Annotated in this window: 18 protein-coding genes and 2 tRNA genes; 6 read left to right on the forward strand and 14 right to left on the reverse strand. The window is 60.6% G+C overall.

Annotated elements, in window-relative coordinates:
* Positions 1-12 precede the first annotated feature (12 nt).
* A complete protein-coding gene (locus HYN24_RS08490; RefSeq protein WP_117608847.1) occupies positions 13-1233 on the reverse strand; it encodes an aspartate kinase in 1221 nt (406 codons plus the stop codon).
* Positions 1234-1318: 85 nt separating this feature from the next.
* Positions 1319-2245 (reverse strand): histone deacetylase family protein, encoded by a 927-nt coding sequence (locus HYN24_RS08495; protein ID WP_117610262.1) that lies wholly within the window; start codon positions 2243-2245, stop codon positions 1319-1321.
* 120 nt (positions 2246-2365) lie between these two features.
* On the opposite strand from HYN24_RS08495, the gene HYN24_RS08500 reads away from it, so the two are divergent.
* The 4 genes from HYN24_RS08500 to mltB are packed head-to-tail and all read left to right on the forward strand — an operon-like array spanning position 2366 to position 7309.
* Entirely contained in the window at positions 2366-3313 is a 948-nt protein-coding gene (locus HYN24_RS08500; protein ID WP_117610264.1) for a MoxR family ATPase, read from the forward strand.
* 5 nt (positions 3314-3318) lie between these two features.
* Positions 3319-4272 (forward strand): DUF58 domain-containing protein, encoded by a 954-nt coding sequence (locus tag HYN24_RS08505; RefSeq protein ID WP_205421353.1) that lies wholly within the window; start codon positions 3319-3321, stop codon positions 4270-4272.
* Positions 4269-6203 (forward strand): DUF3488 and transglutaminase-like domain-containing protein, encoded by a 1935-nt coding sequence (locus HYN24_RS08510; protein ID WP_117608848.1) that lies wholly within the window; start codon positions 4269-4271, stop codon positions 6201-6203. The genes HYN24_RS08505 and HYN24_RS08510 overlap by 4 nt, the downstream gene beginning before the upstream one ends.
* 5 nt (positions 6204-6208) lie before the next feature.
* The gene (gene mltB / locus HYN24_RS08515) at positions 6209-7309 is read left to right on the forward strand and encodes a lytic murein transglycosylase B (protein WP_371413208.1); all 1101 of its coding nucleotides are present in this window, start codon (positions 6209-6211) and stop codon (positions 7307-7309) included.
* Here the strand turns inward: mltB and rpoS are convergent.
* From rpoS to HYN24_RS08540, 5 genes are read right to left on the reverse strand one after another with little or no spacing between them, the layout of a single operon-like run.
* A complete protein-coding gene (gene rpoS, locus HYN24_RS08520) occupies positions 7272-8201 on the reverse strand; it encodes an RNA polymerase sigma factor RpoS (RefSeq protein ID WP_117608849.1) in 930 nt (309 codons plus the stop codon). The two genes, mltB and rpoS, sit on opposite strands and share 38 nt — an antisense overlap.
* Positions 8198-9109 (reverse strand): peptidoglycan DD-metalloendopeptidase family protein, encoded by a 912-nt coding sequence (locus HYN24_RS08525; RefSeq protein ID WP_117608850.1) that lies wholly within the window; start codon positions 9107-9109, stop codon positions 8198-8200. The genes rpoS and HYN24_RS08525 overlap by 4 nt, the downstream gene beginning before the upstream one ends.
* Entirely contained in the window at positions 9106-9738 is a 633-nt protein-coding gene (locus HYN24_RS08530) for a protein-L-isoaspartate(D-aspartate) O-methyltransferase (RefSeq protein WP_117610270.1), read from the reverse strand. Before HYN24_RS08530 ends, HYN24_RS08525 begins: the two co-directional genes overlap by 4 nt.
* A 26-nt stretch (positions 9739-9764) precedes the next feature.
* Positions 9765-10505: a 5'/3'-nucleotidase SurE gene (gene surE / locus HYN24_RS08535; protein ID WP_117608851.1), complete on the reverse strand. Its 741-nt coding sequence runs from the start codon at positions 10503-10505 to the stop codon at positions 9765-9767.
* A 3-nt stretch (positions 10506-10508) separates the two neighbouring features.
* The gene (locus HYN24_RS08540; RefSeq protein ID WP_117608852.1) at positions 10509-10826 is read right to left on the reverse strand and encodes an H-NS family nucleoid-associated regulatory protein; all 318 of its coding nucleotides are present in this window, start codon (positions 10824-10826) and stop codon (positions 10509-10511) included.
* Between the two features lie 202 nt (positions 10827-11028).
* Here HYN24_RS08540 and HYN24_RS15880 point away from each other — a divergent pair, with 202 nt between their 5' ends.
* Complete coding sequence (locus HYN24_RS15880) at positions 11029-11238, forward strand: hypothetical protein (RefSeq protein WP_162888665.1); 210 nt, start codon at positions 11029-11031, stop codon at positions 11236-11238.
* 1 nt (position 11239) lies between these two features.
* Here HYN24_RS15880 and HYN24_RS08545 read toward each other — a convergent pair.
* Positions 11240-11316 (reverse strand) — tRNA-Arg (locus HYN24_RS08545).
* A 22-nt stretch (positions 11317-11338) separates the two neighbouring features.
* Positions 11339-11415, reverse strand: a tRNA-Pro gene (locus HYN24_RS08550).
* A gap of 138 nt (positions 11416-11553) precedes the next feature.
* On the opposite strand from HYN24_RS08550, the gene dksA reads away from it, so the two are divergent.
* Positions 11554-11979, forward strand: a complete 426-nt coding sequence (gene dksA, locus HYN24_RS08555) for an RNA polymerase-binding protein DksA (RefSeq protein WP_117610272.1) — start codon at positions 11554-11556, stop codon at positions 11977-11979.
* Between the two features lie 96 nt (positions 11980-12075).
* Here the strand turns inward: dksA and pnp are convergent, their stop codons facing one another.
* From pnp to infB, 5 genes are all read right to left on the reverse strand, one after another.
* On the reverse strand, positions 12076-14226 hold the full coding sequence (gene pnp, locus HYN24_RS08560; protein ID WP_117608853.1) for a polyribonucleotide nucleotidyltransferase: 2151 nt from the start codon (positions 14224-14226) through the stop codon (positions 12076-12078).
* Positions 14227-14466: 240 nt separating this feature from the next.
* On the reverse strand, positions 14467-14736 hold the full coding sequence (gene rpsO, locus HYN24_RS08565) for a 30S ribosomal protein S15 (RefSeq protein ID WP_117608854.1): 270 nt from the start codon (positions 14734-14736) through the stop codon (positions 14467-14469).
* Positions 14737-14838: 102 nt separating this feature from the next.
* Positions 14839-15738: a tRNA pseudouridine(55) synthase TruB gene (gene truB / locus HYN24_RS08570; RefSeq protein ID WP_117608855.1), complete on the reverse strand. Its 900-nt coding sequence runs from the start codon at positions 15736-15738 to the stop codon at positions 14839-14841.
* A 7-nt stretch (positions 15739-15745) separates the two neighbouring features.
* Positions 15746-16117, reverse strand: coding sequence for a 30S ribosome-binding factor RbfA (gene rbfA, locus HYN24_RS08575; protein ID WP_117608856.1), 372 nt, complete (start codon positions 16115-16117; stop codon positions 15746-15748).
* Positions 16117-18837 carry a translation initiation factor IF-2 gene (infB, locus tag HYN24_RS08580; protein ID WP_117608857.1) on the reverse strand — a complete coding sequence of 907 codons (2721 nt, stop codon included), beginning with the start codon at positions 18835-18837 and terminating at the stop codon, positions 16117-16119. The genes rbfA and infB overlap by 1 nt, the downstream gene beginning before the upstream one ends.
* Between the last annotated feature and the right edge of the window lie 15 nt (positions 18838-18852).

Here is an 18852-nt window from a genome sequence, read left to right on the forward strand (position 1 = left end):
TTTTGGTCAAACTTACTGGTCGAGACCAAAAGTCCGGTGCAGGACGCGAACGGCCAGTTCCAGATACTTTTCGTCGAGAACGACGGAGATCTTGATCTCGGACGTCGAGATCATCTGGATGTTGATGCCTTCATCGGCCAGCGCCTTGAACATCTTGGAGGCAACACCGGGGTGCGAACGCATGCCGACGCCGACGGCGGAGACCTTGCAGATCTTGTTGTCACCGGTGATCTCGCGAGCGCCGAGCTTGGCCTTGACGCCTTCGAGAATGCCCTGGGCCTTGGCGTAGTCGCCGCGATTGACGGTGAAGGAGAAGTCGGTGGTGCCGTCGTGGCCGACGTTCTGGATGATCATGTCGACGTCGATGTTGGCGTCGGCAATCGAACCCAGGATCTGGTAGGCGATGCCCGGGGTGTCGGGTACGCCGAGCATGGTCAGCTTGGCTTCGTCGCGGTTGAAAGCGATACCGGAAATGATCGGTTGTTCCATGTTCTTGTCTTCCTCAACAGTGATCAGCGTACCTTCCCCTTCGTCCTGGAAGCTGGAAAGAACGCGCAGTTTGACCTTGTACTTGCCGGCGAATTCGACCGAGCGGATCTGCAGCACCTTGGAGCCGAGGCTGGCCATTTCGAGCATTTCCTCGAAGGTGATGGTGTCGAGCTTTTTGGCTTCGGGCACGACGCGCGGGTCGGTGGTGTAGACGCCATCGACGTCGGTGTAGATCTGGCACTCGTCGGCCTTCAGCGCAGCGGCAAGCGCCACGCCCGAGGTGTCGGAACCGCCGCGACCGAGGGTCGTGATGTTGCCGTTTTCGTCAACACCCTGAAAGCCGGCAACGACGACAACATGACCGGCATCGAGATCGCGCCGCATGTTGGCTTCGTCGATCGACAGGATGCGCGCCTTGGTGTGCGTACTGTCGGTCAGTACCTTGACCTGGCCACCGTTGTAGCTTCTGGCCTTGCAGCCGATGTCCATCAGGGCCAGGGCAAGCAGGCCGCTGGTGACCTGTTCGCCGGTGGACATGATGGCATCCAGCTCGCGCGGATCGGGAGTGGCCTGAACTTCCTTGGCCAGCGCAATCAGCTTGTTGGTTTCGCCGCTCATGGCTGAGACGACGACGACCACTTGATGGCCTTGTGCCTGGAACTTGGCAACGCGTTTGGCGACATTCTTGATGCGGTCGGGATTAGCGACCGATGTACCGCCGTATTTTTGAACAATCAACGCCATGGATTCATCCGGTTAAACGTTGGAAACAGGAAAAAGAGGGCGGGATTTTACCCCACCCTGAGCTTTTTCCGAAAGAAAACAATGCTCAGAGATCAGCCAGCGAACGCAGATGCGCGCCCACACTACGGGCCAGGGAAGTCATCACGTAACCGCCCTCGAGCATCGACACGATGCGCTTGTTGCACATTTCAGCGGCCAGTTGCTTGAGCTGATCGGTGACCCAGGCGTAGTCCTTTTCAAGGAAACGCAGGTTGCCCATGTCGTCCTCGAAGTGGGCATCGAAGCCGGCCGAGATAAGGATCATCTGCGGCTTGAATTCGCGCAGACGGGGCATCCACACCTGCGTCACGGCATCGCGGAACTCCTCGCCGCCACAACCGGAGGCAAGCGGCACGTTGCACATGTTGGCGGCCGGCTTGTCGGCACCACTGTACGGATAGAAGGGATGCTGGAAGATCGAACACATGAGGACTTCTTCATCGCCGGCGAAGCAGTCTTCAGTACCGTTGCCATGGTGGACGTCGAAGTCGATGATCGCCACGCGTTCGAGGCCATGCGCCTTGAGGGCATGCTTGGCTGCAACGCCAACGTTGTTGAAGAAGCAGAAGCCCATGGGGTTGGCCTTCTCGCAATGGTGGCCGGGCGGGCGAACGGCGCAAAAACCGTTTTCGATTTCCCCCTTCATCACCAGGTCGACCGCCAGGCAGCCGGAACCGGCAGCGCGCAGGGCGGCCTGCCAGGTGTGCGGATTCATTGCCGTATCGGGGTCGAGGTGCACCACGCCGTGTTCGGGCGAAGCACGCTTGATGCGTTCAAGGTGCGAGGCGGGATGAACCCGCATCAGCTGTTCGAAGGTAGCCAGCGGTGCGTCGTAATAGACGAAATAGGCGTCAATGCCCTGAGCGATCAGGTGATCATTGATGGCGGTCAGACGTTGCGGGCATTCCGGGTGATGCGAACCCATGTCGTGCAGCTGGCAATCACGATGGGTGATGATGGCAGTGGTCGTCACTTGTTCTCTCTCTGCGATGCGGCGCACAAAACGGCGCACGTCGATTTGTCATTATCGTCCCATTCATGACACCGCTTCAAGCATTAGAATGGGTTTAGACAGCTATCGCGAGAACATATGATGTTGAAAAGCACACTTTCTGCCCTGGGTGGACGCCCGCGAGCATTCGACGGGGTTCTCGATCAGGCCGGCGGCATCATTCTCGGCAAGGATCACGAAATCCGCCTGGCCATTACCTGCCTGCTGGCCAATGGCCATCTGCTCATCGAAGACCTGCCGGGCATGGGCAAGACAACCCTGGCCCACACCTTGGCACGCCTGCTCGGATTGCAGTTCTCGCGCATCCAGTTCACCAGCGACCTGCTGCCGGCCGACATCACCGGCGTGTCGATTTTCGAGCGCGACAAGAGCGAATTCCGCTTCCTCCCAGGTCCGGTCTTCGCCCAGTTGGTGCTGGCCGACGAAATCAACCGCGCCACGCCAAAAACGCAGAGTGCCCTGCTCGAAGCGATGGAGGAAGGACAGGTCACCGCCGAGGGCCAGACGCGACAGTTGCCGACACCTTTCTTCGTCATCGCCACGCAGAATCCAGCGCACCAGATCGGCACTTTTCCGTTGCCCGAGTCTCAGCTCGACCGCTTCCTGATGCGCCTCGAACTCGGCTATCCAGATCGCGCCGCCGAACGCGCCCTGCTCACCGCTGGCGGCCAGCGGGCACGGGCCGAGCAGTTGCCCCCGATGCTGAAGGCCGAAGACTTGCCAGCCCTGCAAAAAGAAGCCGCCGCGATGCACACCGCCGGGCCGCTGATCGATTATGTGCAAGCTCTGGTAGAAGCAACCCGCCACAACCCGGCCTTCCAGCATGGCCTGTCGCCCCGCGCCGGTCTCGCCCTGCTCGCCGCAGCGCGGGCCTGGGCATGGCTGGCCGGACGCGACATGGTGCTGCCGGATGACGTGCAGGCGGTACTCCCTGCCGTCGCCCGGCATCGCCTGCGCTCAGCGCAGGGAGGCGGCTATGCGCAGGACGAGGACATCGCCGCGCTGATCCGCAGCGTCGCCATTCCCTGATTGCCGTGAACCTGGTCGCCAGACTCAAGCAGCAACTCTTCCGCTGGCGCAGCGACGGGACAGCCCCGCTGCGCCTTGGTCAGCGGCGCATTTTCATCATTCCGTCGCGCGCTGGCCTGCTCTATGCCGTGGCGCTTATTGTCATGCTCATCGGTGCCATCAACTACAACCTGGCACTCGGCCATGCTTTGGTCTTTCTGCTTGCCGGGCTGGGTATCGTCGGCATGATTCACACCTTCCGCAACCTGCATGGACTGGTCGTCACCCCCGGTCGCAGCAACCCCGTCTTTGTCGGGGAAAGGGCGCATTTTGAACTGCGCCTCGACAACGACCGCCCCACCCCGCGGCTGGCGCTCGAACTGGCCGCCGAAGAAGGACTTCCGGTTTTTGCCGCCACCGAGGGCCGAAAAGGTACACGATCCAGCATTCCGGTCACTGCCACGCATCGGGGCTGGCTGGCCCTGCCCCGTGTCCGGCTATCGACCGGCTATCCACTCGGCTTGTTCACGGCCTGGGCTTATCTGCAACCGTCCATGCGCTGCCTCGTCTATCCGCAGCCGATTGCCTCTCCGCTTCCCCCCGCCTTGCCGACGCCGGTCGGTGGCGAACGGACGGGCGATGGCGGCCAGGAGGATTTTGCCGGATTTCGCGACCGCCAGCCGGCTGATTCGCCGCGCCACGTCGCCTGGAAGGCCAGTGCCCGCCACGCCGGTGAAGGACCATTGCTGATCAAGCAATTTGCCGGCGGGGCACAACTTCAACTGAGTCTCGACTGGCAAGCCACCGAGCCCGGGCTGTCCGCTGAAACCCGCCTCAGCATTCTGACCGGCTGGGTACTCGCCGCCGATACGGCCGATGCGTGTTACGGACTGCGCCTGCCCGGCTACGCTATCGAACCCGGCAGCGGCGAAGCGCATCGCCAGCGCTGCCTGGAAGCACTGGCCCTCTACCAGCCATGAGCACACTGGTCCGCGACGCCCTGCCCCGTCATGCTGCGCCGTGGCTGTTTGCCACCGCACTGGCGACGACGGCACCGCATGCCCTGCATCAACCACCGTGGCTCACCGCCCTGGCCGGAGCCATGCTGCTGTGGGCTGTCTGGCTGTGGTGGAAGGACGTCCGCCTGCCCGGCCGCTGGCTACTCGCCATCTTCGTCGCCGTCGGCTGTACCGGAATCCTGATCGAATTCCGCACCCTGTTCGGACGCGATGCCGGAGTGGCCATGCTGGTCATGTTCATGACCATGAAACTGCTCGAAGTGAAGTCGCGACGCGATGCGATGGTTGTCGTCATCCTCGGCTATTTTCTGCTACTCACCCACTACCTGTATTCGCAAAGTATCCCGACCGGCCTCTGGCTGCTGGCGACGATGTGGCTCATCACGGCAAGCCTGGTTCGCCTGCACAGCGGGCCCACCAGCCAGCCGCGCGACACGTTGCGCCATGCCGGGGTGCTCTGCCTGCAGGCGATTCCGTTCATGCTCGTGCTTTACCTGCTTTTTCCACGCATTTCCGGCCCGCTCTGGGGCCTGCCACTGGATGCCCATAGCGGCAGGACCGGGTTGTCCGACTCGATGTCACCGGGCAGCATTGCCGAACTGGTACAAAGTGCCGACATCGCCTTTCGCGTCCGCTTCGACGGGCCACTGCCGCCGAAACAGAAGCTCTACTGGCGCGGCCCGGTCATGGAGCAGTTCGACGGCACCACCTGGAACCCGTACAAAGGCCGTGGCCGGGCACCACAACTGACCGGCCTGTCGCCACCGGTCACCTATGAAACAACCCTGGAGCCACATGGCCAGCGCTGGCTGCTGGCCCTTGATGCACCCAGCAGCGTACCAGGGGACATACTCCTGACCGGCACCTTGACGGCAACCAACCGGGAGGCCATCAACGAGCGCCAGCGTTTCCGTCTGTCGGCCAATCTCGATTACCGTTTCAATACCAGTGAAGACGCGACTGTCCTGCGCCGCAATCTCACTCTGCCGTCCGGCAGCAATCCCCGGACACGGTCGCTGGCCAGCCAGTGGCAAGCGGGCAACTCACCCGAAGCGATCCTCGGCAAGGCCCTCACCTTGTTTGCCAGCGAGTTTACCTACACCCTGCGCCCGCCCCTGCTTGGCCGAGACGGCGTCGATGACTTCCTATTTCAGAGCAAGCGTGGCTTCTGCGAACACTACGCCGCCGCCTTCGTCGTCCTCATGCGTTCGGCCGGGATTCCGGCCCGCGTCATTGGCGGCTACCAGGGCGGCGAATTCAATCCACTCGATGGCTACCTTGTGGTTCGCCAGTCCGATGCCCATGCCTGGGCCGAGGTCTGGCTTGATCGCCTGGGCTGGGTACGCGTCGATCCGACCGCTGCCGTGTCGCCCAGCCGCATCGAGACCGGCATCGCCGATGCGCTGGATCTGGGTGAACCGTTGCCTGCCCTCGTCCAGTGGCGGGCCGACTGGGTGCTCACCCTGCGCTACCGCTGGGAAGCGATCAACAATGCCTGGAACCAGAATATCCTCGGCTACGATCCGCAACGCCAGCGCGAGTTTCTTAGCCGTCTCGGCATGCCCGAGGCCGACTGGCGCAGCCTGGCAACGGCGCTCGGCATCACCTGCAGCCTGCTCGTCGCCAGCCTGCTGATGTGGACACTCTACCAACGTCCCCAACGCGACCCGGTCGTTCGCCTCTGGCATCAGGCGCTGCGACATCTGGCCCGAAGACAGGTAGACTGCGCGCCGTGGGAAACGCCGCTGGTCGTCGCCCGCCGCGTTCGGGAACAATGCCCGGAACTGGCCGAAGCCTTCCAGCCCGTGGTCGACGCCTATCTGGTGGCGCGCTACGGCGATAATGACCAAGCCCTGACAACCCTGCGTGACGCCGTTGCGCAACTGCGATGATGACCGTGAACCTGAAACACACCCTTGCCCTCCTGCTGCTCGCCGCCCTCACCTCACTGGCCAGCGCTGCGGCCAAGCCTGCCGCGAAGGATGGCGTGAAGCACGCCGCCAGTCACACCACGAAACACGCCATCAAGACCCCGACCTTCGCCGACGAACCGGCCGCCATCGCCTTCGCCCGCGACCTCGAAGCCCGGCATGGTTTCAACGCCGATGCCTTACTCAGCCAGTTTGCCCAAACCCATCCGAACGCCACCGTCCTCAAGTTGATCAAGCCACCTGCTTCGCCGCTGCAACGCTCGTGGGAACGCTACCGGCCACGCTTCCTGAACGAGCTACGCATCGAGGGTGGCGTCCGCTTCTGGCAGGAAAATGCCGGCACCCTGGCCAAGGCCAGCGCACGCTATGGCGTACCCGAGGAAGTCATCGTCGCCATCATCGGTGTCGAAACCGTCTACGGTCGCAATACCGGTGGGTTCCGCGTCCTTGAGGCACTTGCCACGCTGGCCTTCAACTATCCGCCGCGCGCCGAATTTTTCCGCACCGAACTGGAGCAATTCCTCCTGCTGGCCCGCGAAAACGGTCTCGATCCGCTCGCCGTCAAGGGTTCCTTCGCCGGTGCCATCGGCATCCCGCAGTTCATGCCGGGCAGCCAGCGTCGTTATGCCGTTGATTTTGACGGCGACCAGCGGGTCGATCTCGCCACCAGTGTCGACGATGCCATCGGCAGCGTCGGCCGCTTTCTCGAACAGCATGGCTGGCAGGCCGGGCAGCCCGTTGCCGTGCCCGCCACCCTGTCCGGCCCGCCCGATGCCGAACTGATTCAGGCCGGCCTGCGCCCCGCGCTCAAGATTGCCGATCTGGCCGAGCGGGGTATCCGCGCTCAGACTGATGGACAAACAACGGCGGCGCTGATCGATCTGGTTTCGCCAGGAAGCGAGACGGAATACTGGCTGGGTTTCGAGAACTTTTACGTGATCACCCGCTACAACCGGTCAAGCTTCTATGCGATGTCGGTGTTTCAGCTTGGCGAGGAAATACGCAACCGGATGTGCAGCCGGCTCGACGCTACAGCAGCGAATCGCGAGAAATATTGCCGCGCTTGATGATCTTGCGCAGGCGATCCAGACCTTCCATCTGAATCTGCCGGACCCGTTCGCGGGTCAGCCCGAGGTCGTGGGCGATGACGTCGAGCGTCGCCACATCAGCGCCATTGAGGCCATAGCGGCGCTCGATGACGGAACGCTGGCGCTCGCTCAACTGGCCCAGCCAGTCATCCACCAGCGTTCCGACCTCACTCAGTTGCAGCAGCGACTCGGGGTCGCCAGCACCATTGTCGGCGATGACTTCAGCGATGGTGTGACTGGGATCGATATCGAGCGGCGCGTCGAGTGAGGCGATATGTTCGTTGAGCGACAGGGTGCGCCGGACATCCTCGACCGGCCAGTCGATCAGGGCGGCGATACGCTCCACTGTCGAGTCACGCCTGTCAGCTGACTCGAGGTGCCGCATGGCACGCAGGACAACGTTGATTTCCTTGACAATATGGACCGGCAGCCGGATGGTGCGCGACTGGTTCATGATGCCGCGCTCGATGTTCTGGCGTATCCACCAGGTGGCATAGGTGGAAAAGCGAAAACCGCGCTCGGGATCGAATTTTTCCAGCGCATGGATCAGGCCGAGGTTGCCTTCTTCGATCAGGTCGAGCAGCGGGATGCCACGGTTCAGGTAGTGCTTGGCGATATTGACGACGAGGCGCAGGTTGTGCTCGATCATGCGCTGGCGGGCGGCGAAATCGCCGGCCCTGACCAGCCGGGTGGTCGCCAGTTCTTCTTCCGGCGTGAGTAGCGGCTTGGCGCCAATTTCGCTCAGGTAAAGCTGGGTGACATCCTCGAGCAGCTCAATTTCCGGCGCAACCTGCTCCGGCTCGGGCGGCAAGACCTCTTCATCGGCTGGCCCGTCGAACTCGTCATCCAGGACATCGCCGGTATCGCTCATCGTTTCGGCAGATACTGTGCCGGATCAACCGGCTTGCCCTGTTTACGGATTTCGAAATGCAGTTTGACCGAATCCGCATCGGTGTTGCCCATCTCGGCGATCTTCTGGCCGCGGCTAACCTGCTGGCCTTCCTTGACGAGAATCTTGCGGTTATGGGCGTAGGCCGAGAGATAGGTAGCGTTATGCTTGATGATGACCAGCTCACCGAAGCCACGTAAGCCGCTGCCGGCATAGACCACCTTGCCATCCCCGGCAGCCTGCACCGGATCGCCGGCCTTGCCGGCGAAATCGAGCCCCTTGTTGCCGGCATCGCTATAGGTTGCCGAGAGCTTCGCCGAGGTCGGCCACATCCATGGCACATCGTCCGGGCTTGCCGCAGCGGCAGGCGCTGGCGGTGCTACTTCGATCCTGGTTTCCGGCTTCACCTCGGCCGGCTTGGCTGGCTCGCCGCCGACCTTGTTCAAACGTGCATAGGCTTCGTCCGAATATGGCTCCTTGCCGACCCTCGGTTCGCGCTTGAGTGCGCCGGTTTGTGGCGCGGCAGCAGGCTGGTCGAGCGAGCGCGCTTCGACAACTGCACCGACAGCAATCGGCTTGGTCACAACGGCACCATCACCAGCCGGTTCGGCGGCACCTGGCGGAACAACGCGCAGGACCTGACCTTCCTTGATGGCTGAAGGGTTGGCGATATTGTTCCAGTTAGCGATATCGCGATGATCCTGACCGTTCTCGAGGGCGATGCGGTAGAGCGTATCGCCGCGTTTAACAGTGTAATAGCCGGGGCCCGAAGGCTGGACCGGGGCGCTTCTCGGCACCGGCACAGAGCGGTCGACCGAGGCCACCGGCTGCTGGGAAATACAGCCTGCCAACAGCAGAACCGGGAAAATTGCAGCGACGAATCGAATCATTGCGTTCCTGAAAGTAGCGGGACGAAACGGACGGCATCAAGCCGGGTTTCGACATAACCCTGTGGGGTGTGCTCAATGAAGCTAAGATACTGCTCGGCAGCCCCGACTGGCAAGACCAGACGCCCACCCGGTGCCAACTGCTGGAGCAAGGCCGGCGGCACACTGGCCCCGGCTGCTGCAACGATGATACTGTCAAACGGGCCGGCCTCGGGCAAACCGAACTGACCATCGGCATGTTTGAGACGAACATTGAACTGTTGCAAGGTGCGCATGTTGGCCTTGGCCTTTTCAAGCAAGGGGGCCAGACGCTCAACCGCATAGACCTCGCTTGTCAGCTGGGCCAGAACGGCCGCCTGATAGCCACAACCGGCACCGATCTCGAGGGTCTTGCCGAGGGTCTTTCGACCGTTGAACAGCAACTCGATCATGCGCGCCACGACATAGGGCTGCGAGATGGTCTGCCCCATGCCGAGCGGCAGGGCGGTGTCTTCGTAGGCCCGCGAAGCGAGGGCTTCCTCGACAAAGACGTGGCGCGGCACGGCAGCCATTGCCTTGAGGACGGTTTCGTTGCGAATACCTTTCTCCCGCAGACGCTCGATCATCCGCGTCCGCGTTCGCTGCGAAGTCATGCCGATGCCGTGCAACACGCCGTGACTCACCTCATCCACTGACGAATCGATGGCAACTGGGCAGCATGGGTCAGATCGATCTGCAAGGGAGTAATCGACACCACGCCACGCTCGGCGGCATTGAAATCGGTACCCGGCCCGGCGTCAGCGGCCGCCCCGGCCGCACCAACCCAAAAGACAGTCTCGTTGCGCGGCGACATCATTTTGACCACCGGCTCAGCCTTATGCCGACGGCCAAGACGGGTAACTTCCATACCTTTTAATTCGGCATGGGGAATATCCGGCACATTGACATTCAAAAGCACCGGCTCACGAATCGGATCGCGAATAAAACGTTCGACCAGTTCACGGGCAACCAGACCGGCCGTCGCATAATTATTTCCCTCAAAACTGGTCAGGGAAATTGCAATGGAGGGAATACCGAGCAAATAGCCCTCAGTCGCTGCCGCTACCGTGCCGGAATAAATGGTATCGTCGCCCATATTGGCACCATTATTAATTCCGGAAACAATAATATCGGGCAATTCATCAAGCATGCCGGTCACGGCCAAATGGACGCAATCGGTCGGCGTGCCATTGACGAAATAAAACCCGTTGGCCGCCTTTTTCAAATGCAGGGGGCGGTCGAGTGTCAACGAATTACTGGCGCCGCTGCGATTCTGCTCGGGAGCAACCACCACCACCTCGCCCAGACCCTGCAGCGCTTCAGCCAGGGCGGCAAGCCCCGGCGCAAAGTAGCCGTCGTCGTTACTCAGGAGAATACGCATCGATCAGACCAGCAGATTGTCCAGCGAGCCGCCATTGGCCACCCAGGCTTCAACCCATTTCGGCTTGCGGCCGCGACCGGTCCATTCCAGTTCGACATTTTGCGGATGACGATATTTAACCTTGACCTTATTACCGGTCGATGCCTTGACCTTGGTTTCCTTGCCGAGCAAATCCTCGATGGCATAACCGCGGGTTTTGGCAAAAGCGCGCAATTCATTCAGGACATTAATCTTTTCCTGAGCTTCACGGCGTTTAATTTCAGCCGGAATCTGTTGCTGCAAATCACGCAATTGGGCAACGGTAAGGGTAGAAATATCCATGTTTATCTCCTTTTAAATGGGTAGCGGTAATTTAATTTGTTTGAAACAACTTATCAACGCCAACCATTAAAAAAACCGGCTCGGGCCGGTTTATTTAAATAATGCAGCACGCCATGCCATCGCTGCCAGATGCCTAGTTTACTATTGTTCAGCGCCAAAGTCTTGACCAATCCCGGGCGCCGCCTTTGTGGCGGCTGCCAACATGCCTGATTGGGAACGACTGTCGTTACGCTACCTTGCCCTGGCCACCAAGGCACAGCTCAACTTGCCTGAACGGGACACCCGAGAATTGGCTGAGATGAAACTCGGTCAGGGGAGTTATAAAAAGCCAGGAAAATACCGGCAAACAACCAGAAACTTTAGCGATGGCCCAGGCCACAACATCGACAAACCGCTAAAACCATTGGTGTGACTGGTGTGCCCGGAGGGACTCGAACCCCCGACCTGCTGCTTAGAAGGCAGCTGCTCTATCCAGTTGAGCTACGGGCACCTGAGGGTGAATCAAGAAAAATTGGTCGGGGCGGTGGGATTCGAACTCACGACCCTCTGCTCCCAAAGCAGATGCGCTACCAGGCTGCGCTACGCCCCGACACGAGGAACGGCATTCTATCACCCTACGGAAAACCGCACCAGATCAAGAGCCTATCTTTGTGCAAGAAAGAATCCTTGCCCACAGACGGCCTTCATGATATTTAATCGCTTTTTTCGTCATCAGGCGCACAAGAACATGGCAGAAGAACTGCTCCACAAACACTTCGCTCCGTACCAGCCGAAAGCCGGCGAGGATTACATGAGCGCGAAGCAACTGACGCATTTCCGCAAGATTCTCGAAACGCTCAAAAAGGAGTTGAGCGAAGACATCGACCGCACGGTTCACACCATGCAGGACGAAGCGACCGTGTTTGCCGACCCGAACGACCGGGCCAGCCAGGAAACCGACATGGCCATCGAATTGCGCAATCGCGACCGCGAACGCAAGCTGATCAAGAAGATCGATGAAACCCTCGCCAGTATCGAAAGTGGCGACTATGGCTTCTGCAACAAGTGTGGTGTCGAGATCGGTATCAAGCGCTTGGAAGCGCGCCCGACGGCGACGCTGTGCATCGATTGCAAGACGCTCGACGAGCTCAAGGAAAAGCAGATGGCGAAGTAATTCGCCCGGCGGACTGGCAAGTGCCAGCCGCAGCAGCAACGCCAAAAACAAAGGGCGCCGCAAGGCGCCCTTTGTGCATTCAGACCAGGCTAAAGCTTATTGCTGCGGATCCTGAGCGGCAGCTTCGGCCGCCACTGGCTGAGCCGGCGCCGTACCTTCATCTGCAGCAGCAGCCTTCATCGACAGCTTGACGCGGCCACGGTCGTCGGTCTCGAGAACCTTGACGCGAACGATCTGGCCTTCCTTGACGTAGTCTTCGACCTTGTTGACGCGTTCCTGGGCGATCTGGGAGATGTGCAGCAGACCATCCTTGCCCGGCAGCACGGAAACAATCGCGCCGAAATCAAGAATCTTCAGGACCGTACCTTCGTAGATCTTGCCGATTTCGACTTCTGCCGTGATCGCATCGATGCGGGCACGGGCGGCGGCGGCGGCTTCACCGCTGCTCGAGGCGATGGTGATGGTGCCGTCGTCCTGGATATCGATCGTGGTGCCGGTTTCTTCGGTCAGGGCGCGGATAACAGCGCCGCCCTTGCCGATGACGTCACGGATCTTTTCCGGGTTGATCTTGAAGGTGTAGAGACGCGGCGCGTAGGCCGACATTTCTTCACGCGGGCCAGCGGCCGATTCCTGCATCAGGTTCAGGATGTGGATACGGGCATCCTTGGCCTGGGCCAGGGCGACCTGCATGATTTCCTTGGTGATGCCCTGGATCTTGATGTCCATCTGCAGCGCAGTGATACCGGTCGTCGAACCAGCCACCTTGAAGTCCATGTCGCCGAGGTGATCTTCATCACCGAGGATGTCGGTCAGCACGGCGAAACGGTTGCCGTCCTTGATCAGACCCATGGCGATACCAGCAACGTGCGCCTTGAGCGGCACGCCGGCGTCGAGCAGGGCCAAACAGCCGCCGCAGACGGAAGCCATCGAGGAGGAGCCGTTGGATTCGGTGATTTCCGAAACCAGACGCATCGAGTAGGAGAAGTCTTCCGGCTTCGGCAGCACGGCGAGCAGCGCGCGCTTGGCAAGACGGCCGTGACCGATTTCACGACGCTTCGGCGTACCGACACGACCACATTCGCCGGTGGCGTACGGGGGCATGTTGTAATGCAGCATGAAACGGTCGCGGTATTCGCCAGCCAGGGCGTCGATGATCTGCTCGTCGCGGTTGGTGCCCAGCGTGGCAACAGCCAGCGCCTGGGTTTCGCCACGGGTGAACAGGGCCGAGCCATGGGTGCGCGGCAGGACGCCTGAACGCATGGTGATCGGACGCACGGTACGCGTGTCGCGACCGTCGATACGCGGAGCACCGGAGAGGATGCGGCCACGCACGATGGCAGCTTCGATTTCGTGGAACAGGTTGCCGACGGTGTTTTCGTCCGGGGCACCTTCACCGCCGGTACACAGGGCGGCGACAGCTTCGGCACGAATGGCCTTGACGGCCTGGCTGCGCGTTTGCTTGACGGTGATGTTGTAGGCTTCTTCGAGCTTGGCAGCGACGAGGGCAGACAGGCTGGCAACCAGCGCTTCGTCCTTCGGTGCAGCTTCCCATTCCCATTCCGGCTTGCCGGCTTCTTCGACCAGTTCGTTGATAGCGTTGATCGCCTTCTGCATTTCGGTGTGACCGAACACGACAGCGCCGAGCATGACTTCTTCGGACAGCTGGTCGGCTTCGGACTCAACCATCAGAACGGCGGCTTCGGTACCGGCGACGACGAGGTCGAGCTGGCTACCCTTGAGCTGGCTGAGGGTCGGGCACAGGACGTACTGGCCATCGATGTAACCGACGCGGGCGGCACCGATCGGGCCGTTGAACGGCACGCCGGAGATGGCCAGAGCAGCGGAAGCGCCAATCAGGGCGGGGATGTCGGAATCGATTTCCGGGTTCAGGGACATCACGGTGGCGATGACCTGGACTTCATTATAGAAACCATCCGGGAACAGCGGGCGGATCGGACGGTCGATCAGGCGGCAGGTCAGCGTTTCCTTTTCGGAAGGACGGCCTTCGCGCTTGAAGAAGCCACCGGGGATACGGCCGGCAGCGTAGGTTTTTTCCTGGTAATCAACGGTCAGCGGGAAGAAATCCTGGCCCGGCTTGGCGCTCTTGGCCGCCACGACGGTGACCAGAACCACGGTTTCTTCCATGGAAACGAGAACGGCACCGCCAGCCTGGCGGGCAACTTCGCCGGTTTCGATGGTGACCTGATGGGCCCCATAGGCGAAGGTCTTTTTCACGACATTAAACATAATTTCCTTTCACTCTCATCACAATAAACAACGATTTATCAACAACTTACAATAGACAACAACAAACAGAACTGCAAAAAACGAAAAAGCGGCCGGGAACAATCCGGGCCGCTCTTTTTGCCTTCAACCGCGCTTATTCGGTTTCCGGGTGAATCGTGACGCGAAGACTGGTCGCAGACAGTGCCTTAGCACGGCAGGGCGACGTCGACAAAGTCACGGTTCGTCCGGAGACGGAAGAAATTACTTGCGCAGACCGAGGCGGGTAATCAGGGTGCGGTAAGAATCAACGTTCTTGCCCTTGAGGTAATCAAGCAGCTTGCGACGCTGATTGACCATGCGCAGCAGACCACGACGCGAGTGGTGATCCTTCTTGTGCTCTTTGAAGTGCGGGGTCAGATCGTTGATGCGGGCGGTCAGCAAAGCGATCTGGACTTCCGGCGAACCGGTATCGCCCTGGGCGCGCTGGAATTCGGCGACGACGCCGGCTTTGGTTTCGGTAGTGAATGCCATTTCAAACTCTCTTTCAAGAAAACGACGCCGCCCCGGTTTGATAGAGCCAGCGCCAGTGGATAAAATTTCCCGTTGGCGACGGGAAGCCTCTGATTATATCAGTTAATCAGCCAGTTGCACCAGTCGTTTGGGCCACAGGCGCTCACCGGCCCCCGGTTCGCCGATACCGATCAGGCGACCATTGGCATAGACGCGAATTTTTCCGCTCAGGCCGGCGGGTAGTTCGACCGGATTGCCATGACTGAAACGCTGTGCCGCTTCACCTTCGACCTCGACCAGCGGCAAGCTGTGCAACAAGGCATCGACCGGTTGCAGATGGGCCAGGCGACCGGCTTCGTCCAGTTCTTCGAGTTCGGCCAGAGTTACCGCCCGATCGAGATCAAGATCGCCAACCCGCGTCCGGCGCAGGGCCGTCAGGTGTGCACCGCAGCCTAGTTGGGCCCCAATGTCGGCGGCCAGTACGCGAATATAGGTCCCCTTGCTACACGCCACACGCAGGGTCACGCCATCCCCGGCAAAATCGAGCAGATCAATGGCATGGATGGTCACCGCCCTCGCCTCGCGCTCGACTTCGATCCCCTGGCGGGCCAGTTCGTAAAGTGGGCGGCCATCGCGCTTGAGGGCCGAATGCATGGGGGGAATCTGCTGGATCGGACCAGTGAACTGCGGCAGAACGCGCTCAATGTCCGCTCTTGCGACATTGACTGGCGCCGTCGCCGTCACCTTACCCTCAGCGTCTCCGGAGTCGGTGGTAACCCCCAACTTGAGCACGGCTTCATAGGTCTTGTCGGCATCGAGAAGATCAGCCGAGAACTTGGTGGCCTCACCAAAACACAGCGGCAAGAGGCCGGTCGCCAGCGGATCGAGGGTGCCGGTATGGCCGCCCTTGGCTGCTGAAAACAGACGACGCGCCTTTTGCAGCGCGTCGTTCGAGGTGAATCCGATGGGTTTGTCGAGCAGTAAAACCCCATCGACCTGTTTCCAGGTCTTCTTGACGTGCATGGGGTACTTACTCTTCCGGCGTCAGATCGCTCAGGGCGTTGGCCTGATCGATCAGGAGCGACATGCTGGCGCCGTGCTCGATGGAGTTGTCGTAAATGAAGTGCAGTTCGGGCAGGGTATGAATGTGGATGCGCCGACCCAGTTCACGCCGCAGGAAACCCGAAGCCCGCTTGAGGCCACGCTCGATCTCTTCCAGATGCTCGGAATTGAGGGTGGCAAAAAACACCTTGGCATGGGCGTAATCCGGCGTCAGTTCGACAGCCGTCAGGCTGATCATGCCAACGCGCGGATCCTTCAATTCGGTACGAATCAGATCGGCAAGGTCGCGGCGCACCTGCTCCGCGACCCGGTCACTACGCTGAAATCCTTTTTTCTTCATTACAGCGTGCGTGCCACTTCCTGGATTTCGTACGCTTCCAGCTGGTCGCCCACCTGGATGTCGTTATTGCCGCGCAGCGACAGACCGCATTCGAAATTGGAACGGACTTCCTTGACGTCGTCCTTGAAACGCTTGAGCGAGTCGAGTTCGCCGTCCCACTGCACCACATGGTTGCGCAGCAGACGAACGCGGGAACTGCGCTTGACGAAGCCTTCCAGCACATAACAGCCGGCGATGGCGCCAACCTTGGAGACCTGGAAGACCTGGCGAATTTCGACCATGCCGGTAACCTGCTCGCGCTTCTCAGGCGACAGCATGCCGGACAGCGCTGCCTTGACCTCGTCGACCGCATCGTAAATCACGTTGTAGTAACGGATATCGACACCGAAGGTTTCGGCCAGCTTGCGCGAACCGGCATCGGCGCGGATGTTGAAACCGATGATGACGGCACCCGAAGCCTGGGCCAGATTGACGTCGGATTCGCTGATCGCGCCAACCGCACCGTGGATGATCTGAACGCGGACTTCCTCGTTCGACAGCTTGGACAGGGTCTGCACCAGGGCTTCCTGCGAACCTTGCACGTCGGCCTTGACGATGAGCGGCAGGGTCTTGATCTCGCCCTCTTCCATCTGCTGGAACATGTTCTCAAGTTTGGCGGCCTGTTGCTTGGCCAGCTTGACGTCGCGGAACTTGCCCTGACGGAAGAGCGCAATTTCACGCGCCTTCTTTTCATCGGTGAGGACGATGGCTTCTTCGCCTGCGGCCGGCACATCGGAAAGACCGAGGATTTCGACCGGGATGGACGGACCCGCTTCGTTGATGGCCTTGCCGTTTTCATCGAGCATGGCACGAACGCGACCGAAAACCTGACCGGCCAGCACGACATCGCCGCGCTTGAGCGTACCGGACTGGACGAGCATCGTTGCCACGGCACCACGCCCCTTGTCGAGGCGGGCTTCGATGATCAGACCCTTGGCCGGCGCGTCCTTCTGCGCCGTCAGTTCAAGCACTTCAGCCTGGAGCAGAACCTGCTCAAGCAGCTCATCAATACCGGTGCCCTTCTTGGCAGAAACCGGGCAGAACGGCGAATCGCCGCCGTATTCTTCAGGAATGACGCCTTCGGCGACCAGTTCCTGCTTGACGCGGTCGGCATTGGCATCCGGCTTGTCGATCTTGTTGACCGCGACCACCAGAGGCACACCTGCTGCCTTGGCGTGGTGGATAGCTTCCTTGGTCTGCGGCATGACGCCGTCGTCAGCTGCGACGACCAGAATGACAATGTCGGTCGCCTTGGCACCGCGGGCTCGCATGGCCGTAAAGGCTTCGTGACCCGGGGTATCGAGGAAGGTAATCATGCCACGGTCGGTTTCGACGTGGTAGGCACCAATGTGCTGGGTAATGCCGCCGGCTTCACCCGCTGCTACCTTGGCGCGACGAATGTAGTCGAGCAAGGAGGTCTTGCCGTGGTCGACGTGGCCCATGACGGTAACCACCGGGGCGCGCGGCTCCAGCGGCACATCCTTGTGCGCAACCGACTCTTCGAGGAAGGCATCCGGATCGTCGAGCTTGGCGGCCAGCGCCTTGTGCCCCATTTCTTCGACCACAATCATGGCCGTTTCCTGGTCGAGCACCTGGTTGATGGTGACCATCGAACCCATCTTCATCATCACCTTGATGATTTCGATGGCCTTGATGGCCATCTTGTGGGCCAGATCGGAGACCGAAATGGTTTCGGGGATATGGACTTCCTTGACGACCTGCTCGGTCGGCGCCTGGAAGCTGCCCTGACCGTCGTCGCCCTTGTGCGATTTCTTGTGGCCGTGACGGTTGTCCTTCCAGCCGGTACCGGCATCGGAACCGCGCGTCTTGAGGCCGCCCTTCTTTTTGCCGTCGTCGGCTGTGCGACCCTTGTCACCCTTCTTGCCCGGTGCATCCGGCTTCTTGTGCAGGGTGCCCTTGTCGGCGGCCGGCGCCGTCGGTGCCGCAGACTTGGCGGCAGCAGCAGCTTCCAGCCTCGCCTGCTCAGCCACCTTGGCAGCAGCGGCAGCTACTTCAGCCTGCTGACGCATGCGCACCAGTTCGGCCTCACGCGCCTGCTTCTCGCGCAGCTCGCGCTCCTGGATTTCACGCAGCGTCGTATAGCGACGGGACTCGACCTCACGGGCTTTGAGTTCCTTCTCGCCAATGATGGCTGCACGGTCGAGAATAACCGGAGCCGGCTTCTCAACAACGACTTCAGCGACCGGTTCGGCAACCGGCTCGACCGGCACTTCGACCGGCGCAACTTCGACGACCGGCTCCGGGATGACTTCAACCACCGGCTCAGGGATCGGCTCGGGAACTGGCTCCGGCACCACGTCGACCACCGGCGCTTCAGGCTGCAGCTCAAGCGCTTCGAGTTCGTTCTCGGGCACGTGCTCGCCGATTTCACGCTTCATCAGGACGCGCTTCTTGCGGACTTCAACCTGAACGGTGCGGGCGCGGCCATGCGAATCGGTCGCCTTGATCTCGCTGGTCTGCTTGCGGGTCAGGGTGATCTTTGCTTTCGACTCGTCACCATGCGCGCGGCGCAGATAATCGAGCAGCTTGGCCTTGTCCTGATCGGTCAGCGCATCGTTGACACCCTCCTTGCCTACACCGGCCTTGCCCAATTGCTCGAGCAGGGCCGTTACCGGCATTTTGAGTTCAACGGCAAATTGTGAAACTGTTGTTGCGGACATACTTTGCTACCTCCC

Origin of the sequence: Dechloromonas sp. HYN0024 (genome assembly GCF_003441615.1) — a bacterium.
GTDB lineage: Bacteria > Pseudomonadota > Gammaproteobacteria > Burkholderiales > Rhodocyclaceae > Azonexus.